The sequence below is a fragment of the Paraburkholderia sp. WS6 genome, assembly GCF_030464835.1.
GTDB classification, from domain to species: Bacteria; Pseudomonadota; Gammaproteobacteria; order Burkholderiales; family Burkholderiaceae; genus Paraburkholderia; species Paraburkholderia madseniana.
Map to the genome: position 1 here is coordinate 52,650 of NZ_JALQCK010000014.1, position 14,608 is coordinate 67,257.

At 61.1% G+C, this 14,608-nt stretch carries 15 protein-coding genes; 12 read left to right on the forward strand and 3 right to left on the reverse strand.

Annotated features, from left to right (window positions below):
• The first annotated feature begins 7 nt into the window (after positions 1-7).
• The 5 genes from urtC (at position 8) to M0D64_RS18385 (ending at position 4,354) form a co-directional block, all read left to right on the forward strand.
• The gene (gene urtC / locus M0D64_RS18365; RefSeq protein ID WP_266258773.1) at positions 8-1,171 is read left to right on the forward strand and encodes an urea ABC transporter permease subunit UrtC; all 1,164 of its coding nucleotides are present in this window, start codon (positions 8-10) and stop codon (positions 1,169-1,171) included.
• Positions 1,168-1,911 carry an urea ABC transporter ATP-binding protein UrtD gene (urtD, locus tag M0D64_RS18370; RefSeq protein WP_266258774.1) on the forward strand — a complete coding sequence of 248 codons (744 nt, stop codon included), beginning with the start codon at positions 1,168-1,170 and terminating at the stop codon, positions 1,909-1,911. The genes urtC and urtD overlap by 4 nt, the downstream gene beginning before the upstream one ends.
• 34 nt (positions 1,912-1,945) lie before the next feature.
• Entirely contained in the window at positions 1,946-2,635 is a 690-nt protein-coding gene (gene urtE / locus M0D64_RS18375) for an urea ABC transporter ATP-binding subunit UrtE (RefSeq protein WP_266258775.1), read from the forward strand.
• A 36-nt stretch (positions 2,636-2,671) separates the two neighbouring features.
• Complete coding sequence (gene fmdA / locus M0D64_RS18380; protein WP_266258776.1) at positions 2,672-3,904, forward strand: formamidase; 1,233 nt, start codon at positions 2,672-2,674, stop codon at positions 3,902-3,904.
• Between the two features lie 120 nt (positions 3,905-4,024).
• The gene (locus M0D64_RS18385) at positions 4,025-4,354 is read left to right on the forward strand and encodes an FmdB family zinc ribbon protein (RefSeq protein ID WP_266258777.1); all 330 of its coding nucleotides are present in this window, start codon (positions 4,025-4,027) and stop codon (positions 4,352-4,354) included.
• Between the two features lie 99 nt (positions 4,355-4,453).
• Here the strand turns inward: M0D64_RS18385 and icmH are convergent, their stop codons facing one another.
• The 3 genes from icmH to tssJ form a co-directional block, all read right to left on the reverse strand.
• Positions 4,454-5,233: a type IVB secretion system protein IcmH/DotU gene (gene icmH, locus M0D64_RS18390; RefSeq protein ID WP_093638426.1), complete on the reverse strand. Its 780-nt coding sequence runs from the start codon at positions 5,231-5,233 to the stop codon at positions 4,454-4,456.
• Positions 5,230-6,576: a type VI secretion system baseplate subunit TssK gene (gene tssK / locus M0D64_RS18395; RefSeq protein WP_266258778.1), complete on the reverse strand. Its 1,347-nt coding sequence runs from the start codon at positions 6,574-6,576 to the stop codon at positions 5,230-5,232. The genes icmH and tssK overlap by 4 nt, the downstream gene beginning before the upstream one ends.
• A gap of 108 nt (positions 6,577-6,684) precedes the next feature.
• Positions 6,685-7,311 carry a type VI secretion system lipoprotein TssJ gene (gene tssJ / locus M0D64_RS18400; RefSeq protein ID WP_266258847.1) on the reverse strand — a complete coding sequence of 209 codons (627 nt, stop codon included), beginning with the start codon at positions 7,309-7,311 and terminating at the stop codon, positions 6,685-6,687.
• A 363-nt stretch (positions 7,312-7,674) separates the two neighbouring features.
• Between tssJ and M0D64_RS18405 the strand changes: the two genes are divergently transcribed.
• From M0D64_RS18405 to tssG, 7 genes are all read left to right on the forward strand, one after another.
• Positions 7,675-8,367 carry a tetratricopeptide repeat protein gene (locus tag M0D64_RS18405; protein WP_154561530.1) on the forward strand — a complete coding sequence of 231 codons (693 nt, stop codon included), beginning with the start codon at positions 7,675-7,677 and terminating at the stop codon, positions 8,365-8,367.
• 37 nt (positions 8,368-8,404) lie between these two features.
• Positions 8,405-8,953 carry a type VI secretion system contractile sheath small subunit gene (tssB, locus tag M0D64_RS18410; RefSeq protein WP_154561528.1) on the forward strand — a complete coding sequence of 183 codons (549 nt, stop codon included), beginning with the start codon at positions 8,405-8,407 and terminating at the stop codon, positions 8,951-8,953.
• Between the two features lie 18 nt (positions 8,954-8,971).
• Positions 8,972-10,462, forward strand: coding sequence for a type VI secretion system contractile sheath large subunit (tssC, locus tag M0D64_RS18415; protein ID WP_093638439.1), 1,491 nt, complete (start codon positions 8,972-8,974; stop codon positions 10,460-10,462).
• 72 nt (positions 10,463-10,534) lie between these two features.
• The gene (locus M0D64_RS18420; protein ID WP_054036475.1) at positions 10,535-11,038 is read left to right on the forward strand and encodes a type VI secretion system tube protein Hcp; all 504 of its coding nucleotides are present in this window, start codon (positions 10,535-10,537) and stop codon (positions 11,036-11,038) included.
• An 82-nt stretch (positions 11,039-11,120) separates the two neighbouring features.
• On the forward strand, positions 11,121-11,600 hold the full coding sequence (gene tssE, locus M0D64_RS18425) for a type VI secretion system baseplate subunit TssE (RefSeq protein WP_054036473.1): 480 nt from the start codon (positions 11,121-11,123) through the stop codon (positions 11,598-11,600).
• A gap of 98 nt (positions 11,601-11,698) precedes the next feature.
• On the forward strand, positions 11,699-13,537 hold the full coding sequence (tssF, locus tag M0D64_RS18430) for a type VI secretion system baseplate subunit TssF (protein ID WP_266258780.1): 1,839 nt from the start codon (positions 11,699-11,701) through the stop codon (positions 13,535-13,537).
• Positions 13,501-14,595: a type VI secretion system baseplate subunit TssG gene (gene tssG, locus M0D64_RS18435; RefSeq protein ID WP_266258781.1), complete on the forward strand. Its 1,095-nt coding sequence runs from the start codon at positions 13,501-13,503 to the stop codon at positions 14,593-14,595. The genes tssF and tssG overlap by 37 nt, the downstream gene beginning before the upstream one ends.
• Positions 14,596-14,608 lie beyond the last annotated feature (13 nt).

Below are 14,608 nucleotides of genomic sequence, written 5' to 3' on the forward strand. Positions count from 1 at the left end.
AACGAATATGGACCAGCTAAACCCTTCCGCCGGCGCGTCCGTCGCGCCGGACCCCGCTCCAGCCCGCGCCGGCTTGCGGCCCGCGCTGAAGCGCTGGCTGACGGGCGATGGCTACGGCAGCATCGTCGTGCTGGCGCTGCTGATCCTCGTGGTGTTTCCGCTCGCGCTCGATGTGTTCCGCCTGAACCTGATGGGCAAGTATCTGACCTACGCGTTCGTCGCCGTTGGGCTCGTGATGGCGTGGGGCTACGGCGGTGTGCTTAGCCTCGGGCAGGGCGTGTTCTTCGGCCTCGGAGGCTACTGCATGGCGATGTTCCTGAAGCTCGAAGCTTCGGACCCGATCAGCACAAAGATCCAGTCGACGCCGGGCATTCCCGACTTCATGGACTGGAATCAGTTGACCGCCTTGCCGTTCTGGTGGAAGCCGTTTCATTCGCTGCCGTTTGCGCTGGCGGCGGTACTGGCCGTGCCATGCGCGCTCGGGTTCGTGGTCGGCTTCGCGATGTTCAAGCGGCGCGTGGGTGGCGTCTACTTCGCGATCATCACGCAGGCGGTGGCGCTGATCCTGTCGGTGCTGATCATCGGCCAGCAGGGCTATACCGGCGGTGTGAACGGCATCACCGATCTGCGCACGCTGCTCGGCTGGGATATTCGCGGCGATGGAGCAAAGCTGATCCTGTACTTCGTCAACGCGGTGCTGCTGCTCGTCGCCATTGTCTGCTGCCGGCAGATTCAGCGCAGCAAGCTAGGCACCTTGCTGCTCGCAATGCGCGACAAGGAAGACCGGGTGCGCTTCTCCGGCTACGACGTCGCCATGTTCAAGGTGTTCGCGTTTTGCATCGCCGCTGTGCTTGCGGCGATCGGCGGGGCGATGTTCACGCTGCAGGTTGGTTTCATGTCGCCGTCGTTCGTGGGCATCGTGCCGTCCATCGAAATGGTGATCTACGCCGCGGTGGGCGGGCGCATGTCGCTGGTGGGCGCGGTCTACGGCGCGGTGCTCGTCAACCTCGGCAAGACGTGGTTCTCCGAGAGTTTCCCGAACCTGTGGCTGTTCCTGATGGCCGCGCTCTTCATCGGCGTCGTGATGGCGTTTCCGAACGGGCTGGCGGGTCTCTACGACAGCCACGTCAAACCATGGCTCGCGCGCCTCGGCGCAAGGAGCGCTTCATGAGCAATACCGATTTCGTGCTGGCCGTCGAAGGCCTGAGCGTGTCGTTCGATGGTTTCAAGGCCATCGATTCGTTGAACCTGTACGTCGATCGCGGCGAGTTGCGCGTGGTGATCGGACCGAACGGCGCGGGCAAGACGACGCTGCTCGATCTGATCTGCGGCAAGACGCGGGCGAGCGAAGGCAGCATCAAGTTTCGCAACGAGGAGATGACGCGGCTGCCGGAGTTTCGCCGCGTGCGCAAAGGGATTGGCCGCAAGTTCCAGACGCCGTCGATCTACGAAAACCTCTCGGTGTTCCAGAACCTCGAGGTGTCGTTCCCGCGCGGGCGGGGCGTCTTTGGCGCGCTGACGTTCCGGCGCACCGGCGATGTGCTCGACCGCGTGCGCAGCGTGGCCGGCGAAATCGGCCTTGAAAACCAGCTCGATCTCGAGGCCGGGCTGCTGTCGCACGGGCAGAAGCAGTGGCTGGAAATCGGCATGTTGCTGATGCAGGAGCCGGAGCTGCTGATGCTCGACGAGCCGATTGCCGGCATGAGCGTGCGCGAGCGCGAGGTTACGGCCGAGCTGCTCAAACGGATCTGCCAGAACCGCTCGATGATCGTGATCGAGCATGACATGGCGTTCGTCGCGCAGATCGCCCACAAGGTCACCGTGATGCACCAGGGAAAGATTCTCGCCGAAGGGGCGATGGAACAGGTGCAGGCGGATCCGCGCGTCATCGACGTTTATCTCGGCCACTGAGCTGGCTATCGAGTCGTTCACGGAGGAGCCCAGCATGTTGAATGTCGACGACGTATTCGTCAGTTACGGCCAGAGCGAAGCGCTGCATGGCATCAGCTTCAACGCCGCCCACAACGAAACTGTGGCGATCATGGGGCGCAACGGTATGGGCAAAACCACGCTGTTCAAGTCGCTGATCGGCATTTTGCCGCTTAAGGCAGGTTTGGTGCAGGTAGACGGTGAGGAGGTGTCGCGTGACGAGAGTTTCCGACGGGTCGCCAAAGGCATCGCCTATGTGCCGCAAGGCCGGCAGATTTTCGCCACGCTGAGTGTCGAAGAGAATATCCAGACCGGTCTCGAGAATGCCCCCACGAAGACGGTACCCGAGGAGATCTACGCACTGTTCCCAGTGCTTTACGACATGCGCACCCGCAAGGGCGGCAACCTGTCCGGCGGCCAGCAGCAACAACTGGCGATTGCCCGCGCGCTCGTCACCCGGCCCAAAGTGTTGTTGCTTGACGAGCCGACCGAGGGCATCCAGCCGTCGATCATCAAGGACATTGCCAAAGCATTGAACGAGATCCGCAAGCTGCGCGATATCACGATCGTCGTGTCGGAGCAGGTGCTGAGTTTTGCGCTCGACGTCGCGGATCGGCTGTTCGTCATCGAAGGCGGCCGGCTCGTGCATGAGAGTCCGCGCAGTGCCGTCGACACCGCAAAGATTCGCGAATATCTGTCGGTGTGAGCCGACTGTCTGTCATTTCCTGGAGGAGGGTTTGCAATGGCTGAAACGCTAATCAAGGTCGACCTGAAACAGTCGGCCTACGACAACGAAAACGTCCACAACCGCTGGCACCCGGACATCCCGATGGCCTGCTGGGTCAATCCCGGCGAGGATTTCATTCTCGAAACCTACGATTGGACCGGCGGTTTCATCAAGAACAACGATAGCGCTGACGACGTGCGCGATATCGACCTGTCGATCGTGCACTTTCTGTCGGGACCGGTCGGCGTCAAGGGCGCGGAGCCGGGCGATCTGCTGGTGGTGGATCTGCTCGATATCGGTGCCAAGCAGGAAAGCCAGTGGGGCTTCAACGGCTTCTTCTCGAAGAAGAACGGCGGCGGCTTTCTGACCGATCATTTCCCGCAGGCGCAAAAGTCGATCTGGGATTTCCATGGTCTCTACACCAGTTCGCGGCATATTCCCGGCGTGAACTTCGCGGGGCTGATTCACCCGGGGCTGATCGGGTGCCTGCCCGATCCGAAGATGCTGGCGACGTGGAATGAACGCGAGGCGGCGCTGATCGCCACGGACCCGCAACGCGTGCCCGGCCTCGCCAATCCGCCGTTCGCGGCGACGGCGCACATGGGCCGACTCGCTGGCGACGATCACGCCAAAGCTGCTGCCGAAGGGGCGCGCACCGTGCCACCGCGTGAGCATGGCGGCAATTGCGACATCAAGGATTTGTCGCGAGGCTCGAAGGTGTACTTCCCGGTGTATGTCGACGGTGCCGGCCTGTCGGTTGGCGACCTGCACTTCAGTCAGGGCGACGGCGAAATCACTTTCTGCGGCGCGATCGAAATGGCCGGCTGGGTGCATATGAAGGTCGAGCTGATCAAGGGCGGCATGGCGAAGTACGGCATCAGGAATCCGATCTTCAAACCGAGCCCGATCACGCCGAACTACAACGACTACCTGATTTTTGAAGGTATCTCGGTCGATGAGCAGGGCAAGCAGCACTACCTGGACGTGCATATCGCATACCGGCAGGCTTGCCTGAACGCGATCGAATATCTGACGAAGTTCGGCTATTCGCGCGCACAGGCCTATTCGATTCTCGGTACTGCGCCTGTACAAGGGCATATCAGCGGCGTGGTCGATGTGCCGAATGCGTGCGCCACGCTCTGGTTGCCCACGCAGATCTTCGACTTCGATATCCGGCCGAGTTCGGCTGGGCCGGTCAGGCACATTGCGGGTGGGGTGGATCTGCCGCTGTCGCCGGATCTGGTCTGACGCGTGTCTGGTTCAGCGGGCGCTATAGCGCGTGACGAGGCCGCCGCGTCTTCGGTACGGCGGCCGCCCGGCATACGGGCGGCGCAAATACAGATCTACAGATATTCAGAGGACAGCACCATGCCGACTTACGACTACCGTTGCGATACCTGCGGCCCCTTTGCCGCGATACGCCGTGTCGCCGAGCGCGATATGGCCTGCGCGTGTCCTGCTTGCGCCGCACCGGCACAGCGCATGCTGAGCCTGCCTGCGTTGTCGCTGATGCCGACGGCCGCGCGTGCCGGTCACCAGATCAACGAGCGCTCCGCGCATGCGCCGCAGCGTTCGGGCGAGTACACGCACCGTCATGGGCCGGGGTGCGGATGCGGGTCGAAGGCGTCCGCGGGCGCGACGGCCCCGGGCGGCCTCAAGACCAATCCTGGCGGCCGGCCGTGGATGATCAGCCATTGACCTGTCATACAGGGCCGTGCGCCGGGCAGCGGTGTATTAACGACGTCGCGTGCCGACGCGTCCGGGCACAAAGGGTCCCTTAACGGCCTTTAACGTTCCTTAAGGCAGCGAAATCGTCAACGTGGCCGATTGCGGGCCGAGCTTGACCACCTGCGAATACGGAGCGAGCGTGCGCAACGTCTGATCTTTCAGGTAGGTATTCAGCCCGAGATACGCGAGCAGCCCAACCAGCGCGAACACCGCGCCGATCGACCACAACGGCACCTCGCGCTTGAGCCGGTGCGCCACCTGATCCGGCAGTGGCCAATGCGGCGCGAACGGCGCGCGTTTGCCCTTCATATGCGCGATTTCGTCGCCGATGCGTGCGGTCAGATAGGCGAGCTTCTCCGGTCCTTCGAGCAGATACTTGCCCTGGAAGCCGAGCAGCAGGCACATGTGGAACACTTCGAGCGACTGCAAACGCGCGGCGCCCTGTGCACGGCATTCCTCGAGATACTGAAAGAATTTCTCGCCTGCCAGCTGCTCGCCGAACAGCACCAGTTGCAACGGCCGACGCTCCCATTCCGTGCGGATCTTGAAGGTCGACGACAACACCGATTCGTCGATCGCGGCGCAGAACGCAAACTTGGACGCGTAGACGTCTTCCGCCGACGCATTGAGCTTTTTCGCGCCGCGCTCGAAGTCGCCGAGAAACTGCTGGATGCGCTGGCTGAATTCGTGCGCGTCGCCGGGCTCGCGGCCGTTCTTCAACAGAAACAGCATGAAGAAGCCGTCGTACAGCAGATCGAGCAGCGAGCGGACCTGATAGCTCGGCTCGGTCATGGGGGCGGGCGTCGCGGCAGGCGTGCTGCCGCCAAACAGGGAAGGCGCGTAGCTCATGATGTGACGGCGATCAGTTCGAGTTGAAGATCGTTGATGCCCGACGGCGCGTAGATCATTGCCGATTGGGCCTGCAACATGCGGTCATACAATGCGCCGCGCGATTCGCAAGAGAAGTAACATGCGCCCGGCCGCACCGGAATGGCGGGCGGTACTTGCGGCGTGTAGACGAGGCGCACGCCCGGCATGGCCGAGAGCACCAGCTTGTCGACGTCGTCCGGCGCGCCGACCTTGAAGCGGGCGGGTACGGCTTCGACGAGTTCGGCGGTCGGCATGTCCGCGGACACCGCGATGTAGAACATCGTTTTGTCGTCGATCTTGCCCGAGTCGAGGCGGCCCGCATGGAACGAGGGGCGCACTTCTTCGAGTGCGATCGCGAAGTAGCGCGTGGAGATCACGGTTTCGAGCAGATCGCGCAGGATCGTGTCGAGACGCGCAAAGCCGGGGCCGGGATCGTCATGCCGGTAAGCCGGCAGGTCGGACAGCGCATAGCCCTTCGAAAACGTCATCAACTGGCCGGCCAGACGCAGCAACTCCTGGAACAGGCGTTCAGGATGCAGCGCTGAATGCTGATAAAGATGCGCGAGCGAGGCAAACGCGGCGCTCGCGGTGTGCAGCAGCCAGAACGACGCGATGTCGCCGGAGCGGAACTCGATGATGTTCTTGGTCGGCTCGCGGTGAAAACCAAACAGTGCGTTGACCTTGGCCTGCAGCGCGTCGATCAGTTGACGCAGCCGTTGATGCAGGATCGGCGACGCATCGATCGCGAGGCAGGGCGGCACGAACGTGTCGTCGATTTCAAAACCCGAGGTGGCGGTGCGGCGAACGCGCACGAGCGGCACCGACAGCAACTGGTCGCGCGGCTCGCTATGCGCAATGAGTTTGACGCTGGTCTTCAGGAAGGTGATGTCGGCTTCGGCGGCGTCGGTGAAATGATCGGCCACCGGTGTTTGCTCGCTGACGTAACGCGATACGAAGCCCGCATTGCTGTCTTGTGAATAGTTCGCGCCGGCTTCGCGCAACGGATGCAGCGCGAGATAGAAGGTAAATTCGTTGATGCCGTCTGGCAGCGTGTCGAGCGCGATCGGCGGTGGCAGGCCGTCGGCTTGCGGCGCGGAGTAGAGCGCGCCATCCGGAAACACCAGCGAGAGTTCGCTCACGCGCAGCACGTTGCTGCCGAGCGCATCGCGGTCGAAGCGCGCCGAACGCACGCCCCAGTTGTACGGCTGGATCGCCTGGATCGATTCGAACAGGCGCGCCTCGTGATAGGCGTCCTGACGCTGAAAATGCTGCGGCCTCAGAAACAGGCCTTCCCCCCAGAGCACTTTTGCTGAATAACTCATCTCAAACCTGTTATATGCGTTCAGCGTGTGACGCGTCCGGAGATAAACGATTCGAACGCCACATTGTTAATTCTCTAAAAACTGTTAAATCGTATTTGCACGGCATCTTTAGCCGCAGCTTACCGAAGAAAGCATATTCAACGGCTGGGCGGGCAATCCCTGTTCTGGCGGGATCACAGTGCCGTTGGTCACCGTCATTGCACAGTTATGCAGGCCGATCATTATGCCGGATTTCTCCGACTTCGCCGGGTCGAAGGCGAATTTCCAGCGTTGCATGGCCGGATCGCGGAATAGAGCGACGATACCGAATGCCTGCGCTTCACGCGAGACTTTTTCGGTGACGACGTAACGTTGACCGGGGATCAATGTCACTTCGCGCACGCCCAGCAGATCGCCGCCGAGAATGGTCTTTTCCTTGGCCGGATCGGTAAAGGCGTCGAATGGCGCCTGCTGGAATGAAGTGGGGTCTTTCAGTACGTAAAGCCGCACGACCAGCGCCAATGGGCGGTTGTCATTGGCGGCATTCAGATTCGACGCGGCGTATAACGTGAGGCCGACATTACGTGGTGGCTTTTGCGCATCAGGTACGTCGGGCTTACCGAGGCCGCTCGCCTGCAAAACCGCGTTGGCAGCGGCTCCCAGCGCCGGCACGGCGGCCGCGCAGCCGCCCAGCAGCGCGCACACCGCGGCGCTGGAAATCAATAGCGATGCATGGCGAACAAGACGCGAATTCATATACATCGACCGGCTCGGCGCCGTCCCCCGTCAAAACATCAATAACGAATTCAATCCGGCAAATTTGCAGCAACGCTATGCCGCGTAATGCCGCTTTATGCAAAGTGCATTGTTCTATGACACTCGCGTGTTCGCAGGTCGGTATGCGGAAATTTTTTCCGCTCCCCGCAATGCGGCTATTGCGCCAGGAAACAATTTCTGCATGTTTCGTTTAAATCATCCACATGCATTTTTTTTGTGCAATGCTTCTTCACACGAAAGTTGAATTATCGAAAATTGGCCTGTACTATACCCGCGCAGTTGAAGCAAAGCAAAACTCCGGTTTCTCCTTGAATTAAAAAAATCGCACGTCGGTGAAAAACGATGAATGAGCGTCTGTTAGTAAAACTATCTGGGGTAGTGTTGGCATGCGGCGTGATTGCCGGTTGCGCGACACAGGGCAACAACACAGCGACCACACCGGAGGCTTTTAATAAGCAACTCGCGGACGCGGATACCGTCGCCAAGGGCGGTGATCAGGATCGCGCCATCGCGCTTTATCAGCAATTGTCAAAATCCGATCCGACCCGTGAAGAACCGTGGTCGCGCATTGCGCAGATCCAGTTTACTCAGGGTCACTACGGTCAGGCCATCGTCGCCGCGCAAGAAGCGCTGCAGCGCGACCAGACGGATCGTCAGGCCAAGAGCGTGCTGGCGGTAGCCGGCCTGCGCGTGGCCACGCAATCGCTCGGCGAACTGCGTCAGGATGCGTCGCTCGCGGGCGATGCGAAGTCGGACGCGCAAGCGCTCGCCAAGCAGTTGCGCGACACGCTCGGCGAAGCCACGTTGTTCCCGCCTGACCCGAACGACAAGCCGGCCGTGAAGAAGAAACGCATCGTTCGCCACGTCGTTGCCAAGGGCAAGGCCGGGGATACGCCGGATGCCACCACCAGCGCAGCGGCTCCGGCCGCTACGCCGGCGGCTCCCGCGGCGCCTGCCGCCCCGGCTGCGCCTGCAGCACCCGCCAAAGCCGCACAAAGCGGCGGCGCGTCCGACCCGTTCAGCGCGCTGCGCTGATCCACACGCCTGACCTATCTGCATCCGGGAGCCGACGATGGCGAAGAAAGAAAGTATTCAGAAGCGTTTGCAAAAAGTGCGGCCTCCGCGCGTTCAACTGACGTACGAAGTTGAGCGCGGCGATGCGATCGAGATAAAGGAACTGCCGTTTGTCGTCGGCGTGGTTGCCGATCTGGCAGGGCAGTCCGAAGTCGAGCAGCCGAAGTTGCGCGATCGTAAGTTCGTCAATATCGACCGCGACAATTTTGACGACGTGATGAAAGCGATCGAGCCGCGCGCTGCGTTTCAGGTGGAAAACCGCCTGAGTGAGGCGGGCGGCAAATTTGCAGTCGACTTGCGTTTCAAGTCGATGGCCGATTTCAATCCGGATGAGGTGGTCGCGCAGATCGAACCGCTGCGCCGTCTGCTCGATGCGCGTTCGAAGCTGGCCGACCTGCGCAACAAGCTGGCCGGCAACGACAAGCTCGAGGACCTGCTGAGCGAAGTGCTCAACAACACGCAGCAGTTGCAGACGCTGGCGAAAGATCAGGGCAACGCAGCAGACCAGCACGCCGGCGCGCCGGATCACGACAAGCAGGGCGAATAAGTACGTACGGGGTGTGAGATGAACCAGCAAACGGCAGCAGCCCAACTCGCCAGCGTGCAGAGCGGCACGGAATCCACGCTGCTCGACGAAATCGTCGAGAAAAGCCGCGTGGCGAAGTCCGATTCCGAACACGCACGTGCGAAAGACCTGATCGGCGAGCTCGTCCACCAGGTGCTCGACGGCACGGTGGTCATGTCCGACAACCTGTCGGCCACCATCGACGCGCGCGTCGCGGAACTCGACCGCCTGATCTCCGCGCAACTGAGCGCGGTGATGCATGCACCGCAATTCCAGCGCATGGAGAGTACGTGGCGCGGCCTCGACTACCTGTGCAAGGAAAGCAATACGGGCTCGACGGTCAAAATCAAGGCGCTGCACGCGCCGAAGCGCGACCTCGTGCGCGACTTCAAGAACGCCATCGAATTCGACCAGAGCGCACTCTTCAAGAAGGTATATGAAGAAGAGTTCGGCACGTTCGGTGGCGCGCCGTTCGGCACGATCATCGGCGACTTCGAAGTGACGCGTCAGCCGGAAGACGTGTACTTCATCGAACAGATGGCGCATGTCGCGGCCGCGGCGCACGCACCGTTCATCGCATCGGCATCGCCTGAACTGATGGGTCTCGAAACGTTTGCCGATCTCGGCAAGCCGCGCGATCTCGGCAAGGTGTTCGATACCGTCGAATACGCGAAGTGGAAGTCGTTCCGCGACTCCGAAGACTCGCGCTATGTCGGCCTGACCTTGCCGCGTTTCCTCGGCCGCTTGCCTTTCAATCCGAAAGACGGCGCTACGGCAGAAGGCTTCAACTTCGTCGAAGACGTGGACGGCACCGATCACAGCAAATATCTGTGGTGTAACGCAGCGTGGGCATTTGCCGCCCGCCTGACGGCTGCATTCGACGACTTTGGCTGGTGCGCGGCGATTCGCGGCGTGGAAGGCGGCGGTCTGGTTGAAGACCTGCCCACCCACACGTTCAAGACCGACGACGGCGAAGTGGCGCTGAAATGCCCGACCGAAATTGCGATTACCGACCGCCGCGAAAAGGAACTGAGCGACCTCGGTTTCATTCCGCTCGTGCACTGCAAGAACTCGGATTACGCCGCGTTCTTCGCCGCGCAATCGGTGCAGAAGCCAAAGAAATACAGCACCGATAGCGCGAATGCGAACGCCGTGCTGTCCGCGCAGCTACAGTACATCTTCTCGGTATCGCGCGTCGCGCACTACCTGAAGGCGATGATGCGCGACAAGATCGGCAGCTTCGCATCGGCGCAGAACGTCGAAGTATTCCTGAACCGTTGGATCTCGCAGTACGTGCTGCTGGACGACAACGCGACTCAGGAGCAGAAAGCGCAGTTTCCGCTGCGCGAGGCATCGATACAGGTCTCGGAGATTCCGGGCAAACCTGGTGCGTATCGTTCGGTCGCATTCCTGCGTCCGCACTTTCAACTGGATGAGCTGTCGATCTCTTTGCGGCTTGTCGCTGACCTGCCGAAACCGGCAAATTCATAAACGAAGTCAGAAAGCCCGTGCCGGCCGCACGGGCAGGCTGTTAAAACCACCTCTTTGGGGAGTCGATGAGTTATGAAGGACATCTATTTAAAATTCGGCAATCCGGCGATCAAAGGCGAGTCTGCCGATAAAGATCATGCTGGCTGGATCGAAATCGATTCGTGGAGCCACTCGATTACGCAACCGCGTTCGGCAACGGCTTCAACGGCGGGCGGTCACACGTCCGAGCGTTGCGAGCACGCTGACATGCAGTTCACGAAAGACATTGACGTGGTCAGCCCGCTGATCTATCAACACGCATCGGGCGGCACGACGTTCGACGAAGTGACGATCGACTTCATGCGTTCGGACGGCGAAGGCAACCGCATCAAGTACCTGGAAGTGAAGCTCAAGTACGTGATCATCTCGAGCGCCACGCCGAGCGTGGTGGGCGAAGGCCTGCCGACCGAACAGTTCTCGCTGAAGTACGCTGCCGTGCAGTGGAAGTACACGCAGCAGAAGATCGGCGGCAACCAGGGCGGCAACGCGCAAGGCGCGTGGAGCCTGACGAAGAACGACAAGACGTACGCGGTCTGATGCCGGGGCGCATGCGGCGCGCGCCTGAAAAGGCTGACGCCCGCCGCGCGCGCCTCGCATCGAACCGGTTTTTCGGACGCTGATGAAACGCTTCGAACCCAGCTTTCTCGACAAGCTGTTCGACGACGAACCGCATCTGCCGGCTTCCCCGGCGATGCGGCAATTGTCGTTGGACGAGTTGAAGGCCACTGTCGCACGCGACGTTGAGGCAATCCTGAACACCCGGATTGCCCTGACCGAGCACGAGCTGGCGGCGCTGCCGGAATGCCAGCGCTCGGTGCTGACGTACGGCCTGAACGATTTCGCGGGCTTGAGCTTGGCGAGCCACTACGACCGCACGTTTATCTGCAAATCGATTCAACAGGCAATCGCACGGCATGAGCCGCGCTTGCAGCAGGTGGCGGTCACGCTCGAATTGAACGAACAATCCACCAACGCGCTGAACTTTGCGATTCAGGCGCTGCTGGTCGTGCACCCGGCGGAAGAACCGGTGAGTTTCGATGCGATGCTGCAGCCTTCTACGCTGCAATATTCGGTGACGCGCGCACGCGCGAAGCTTTAGTACCTGCGTTTTAGTATCTTGAGTACCGCTTTGCCGCCGTTAACGCGCAACGGTGGCGATAGATTGGGCGGCGATGGTTCAGGTTCGGGGATAGATCGATGGAAGAATTGCTGCCGTATTACGAGCGCGAATTATCATTTCTGCGGCGCTATTCGCGCGATTTCGCCGAGCGCTATCCGAAGATCGCAGCGCGCCTCGCGATGTCGGGCGAGCACTGCGAAGATCCGCACGTCGAGCGGATGATCGAATCGTTCGCGCTGTTGGGTGCGCGTATCAACAAGAAACTCGACGACGATTACCCCGAATTCACCGAAGCGCTGCTGGAAGTGCTGTATCCGCACTACCTGCGGCCGTTTCCGTCGTGCTCGATCGCGCAGTTGGGCACCTCGGCCGCGCTCAGTCATCTGACCGAACCGGTGCAGGTCGAGCGTGGCACCGAACTCAAGTCGCGCCCGATTCGCGGCGTGCAATGCCGTTTCCGGACCGCCTACGATGTGACGCTGGCACCGATCCGGATCTCGGAGGCGAAATACACGTCGGTGGCAATGGCGCCGAGTGCGACCGTCCTGCCGGGCAACGCTACGGCGATCGTGTCGATTACGTTCGAATCGACGGCTGCGCAACTCGATCTCTCCGCATTGAAAGTCGGCACGTTGCGCACGCACCTGCACGGCGAACAATCGTTTATCGCGGCGCTGGCGGATTGTCTGTTCGTCAATGCGATGGCCACTTATGTGGAAGCCGACCGCCGCGGTGTGTGGACCCAACTGCGTGAATCGCCAGTGGTGCAAGCCGGTTTCGATGAAGACGATGCGCTGATCGACTATCCGGCCAAATCGCATCCGGCGTACCGGTTGCTGACCGAATACTTTGCTTTCCCCGAAAAATTCAACTTCACCGATTTCGATCTGGCGGCGATGACGCGCGCGAGCGGCCGCTGCCAGCGTCTGACGCTGCACATCGTACTCAAGGAAGTGCGCAGCGATTCTCACGTCGCGCGCTTGCTGGATTCGTTGTCCGCGCATCATTTCCGGTTGTTCTGCACGCCGGTCGTGAATCTGTTCGAACAGCATGGCGAGCCGATCCGCATCAGTCACCAGGCGATTTCGTACCCGGTGATCGCCGAAGCGCGCCGGGCATTCGCGTACGAAGTCTATTCGATTGACTCGGTGAAACTCGTCCGGCAACAGGCGCATGAAGAATCGGTGATCGAATTCCGGCCGTTCTATTCGCTGCATCACGGCGAAGCGGCGCGTGCGGGACACTACTGGTTCGCGCGACGCAACGACTGGGTTGCGCAGAAAAGCCCTGGCTACGAGACCGAAATCTCGATCGTCGATATCGACTTCGAACCGGCCGCGCCGCAGACCGATACGCTGAGTCTCGATCTGACGTGTACCAATCGCGACCTGCCTGCCGGCCTCGCCGTGGGCCTCGAAGGCGGCGATCTGTTTCTGGAAGGCGGCTCGCTGACCGGCAGCATCACAATGCTGCGCAGGCCGACACCTAGCGTGCGTTTCGAACGCGGGCGCGCCTCGCACTGGCGGCTGATTTCGCATCTGGCGCTGAATCATGTGTCGCTCGCCAATAGCGGCCTGTCGGCGCTGAAGGAAATGCTGGTGCTTTACGATTTGCGGCGCACGGCGGTGTCGGCGCGGCATATCGACGGTCTGGTCGGCATCGAACAGCGCGCAGCGGTGCAATGGTTGCCGGGCAAGCCGTTTGCAACATTCGTGCGCGGCATCGAGATTCGTTTGACGATCGACGAAGAGCATTTCGTCGGCACGAGTCTCGCTTCGTTCGTGCGGGTGATCGATACGTTTTTTGGGCTGTACGTGCATCTGAACAGCTTTGTGCAACTGGTCGTCGTGTCGAAGCGCACCGGCGAGGAGATTCTGCGATGCAAACCGCGCAGCGGCGAATCGATCCTGGCGTAGTCGAGCAACTTCTCGACGAACCGCATCGCTTCGAATTTTTTCAGGCGGTGCGGATTCTCGAGAAGTGGTTCGCGCAACAAACGCCGTCGAGTCATGGACGCCCCGGTGAAATCGTCGCGCAGCGGATTGCCTTTCGCAATTCGCTGTCGATGTCGTTTCCGCCTAGCGAAATTCACAGCGCACAGTCTTACGACGATGAAGGCACGGCGCTGAAAGAGAAGCCGCAACGCACCGCCGCGCTCGAAGCAGGCTCGCTCCACAAGGTCGATATCACGCCGGCGTTTTTCGGTTTGCTCGGCGGGCAGGGCGCGTTGCCGCTGCATTACACCGAGCAGATCATCGCGCGTGAGCAGATCAAGCGCGACCGGGCCGCGCGCGAATTCTTCGACGTGTTTTCGAATCGCGCGACTGCGCTGTTCTACGCGGCGTGGAAGAAGTACCGGTTGCCGTTTCATTACGAACTGGATCGCGACGAACGCTATCTACCGTTGTTGCTCGCGTTGGCAGGCGTCGCCGACGACGACACGCGCAACAGTCTGCAAAGCGGCGACGGCGCGCTATTCGACGAAGCGATTGCCGGCTATGCATTGGCCGCAAGGCACCGGCCGGTTTCTGCGGCCTATCTGCAACGTACGCTGTCCGAGTACTTCAAGGTGCGGGTGCGCGTCGAGCAGTTCGTCGGCAAATGGTACGACGTGCCGCGCGATCAATTGACCGTGCTCGGCGGTGTCAACGCGACGCTCGGCGCTACCGCGCTGGCGGGTGAACGGGTCTGGCAACGCGACATGCGCGCGCGGCTCGTGATCGGGCCACTCGACAAGGCCGACTACGAAGCGTTTTTGCCTGGCGCCGACCGCGCCGTGGCGCTCGAACGCATGCTGACGCTGCTCGCCGGCGTGACCCTCGAATATGAGGTCTCGCTGGTACTGCGCCGCAAGGAGGTGGGACCCAGCATGCTGAGCGGCGGTGCGCGCCTCGGCTGGGACGCATTCCTGTGCACGAGAGAAGCCGACCGTGACCGTGCGGATGCCCGCTACGAATTGCATGTGATTCACTGACTACAACGATAGA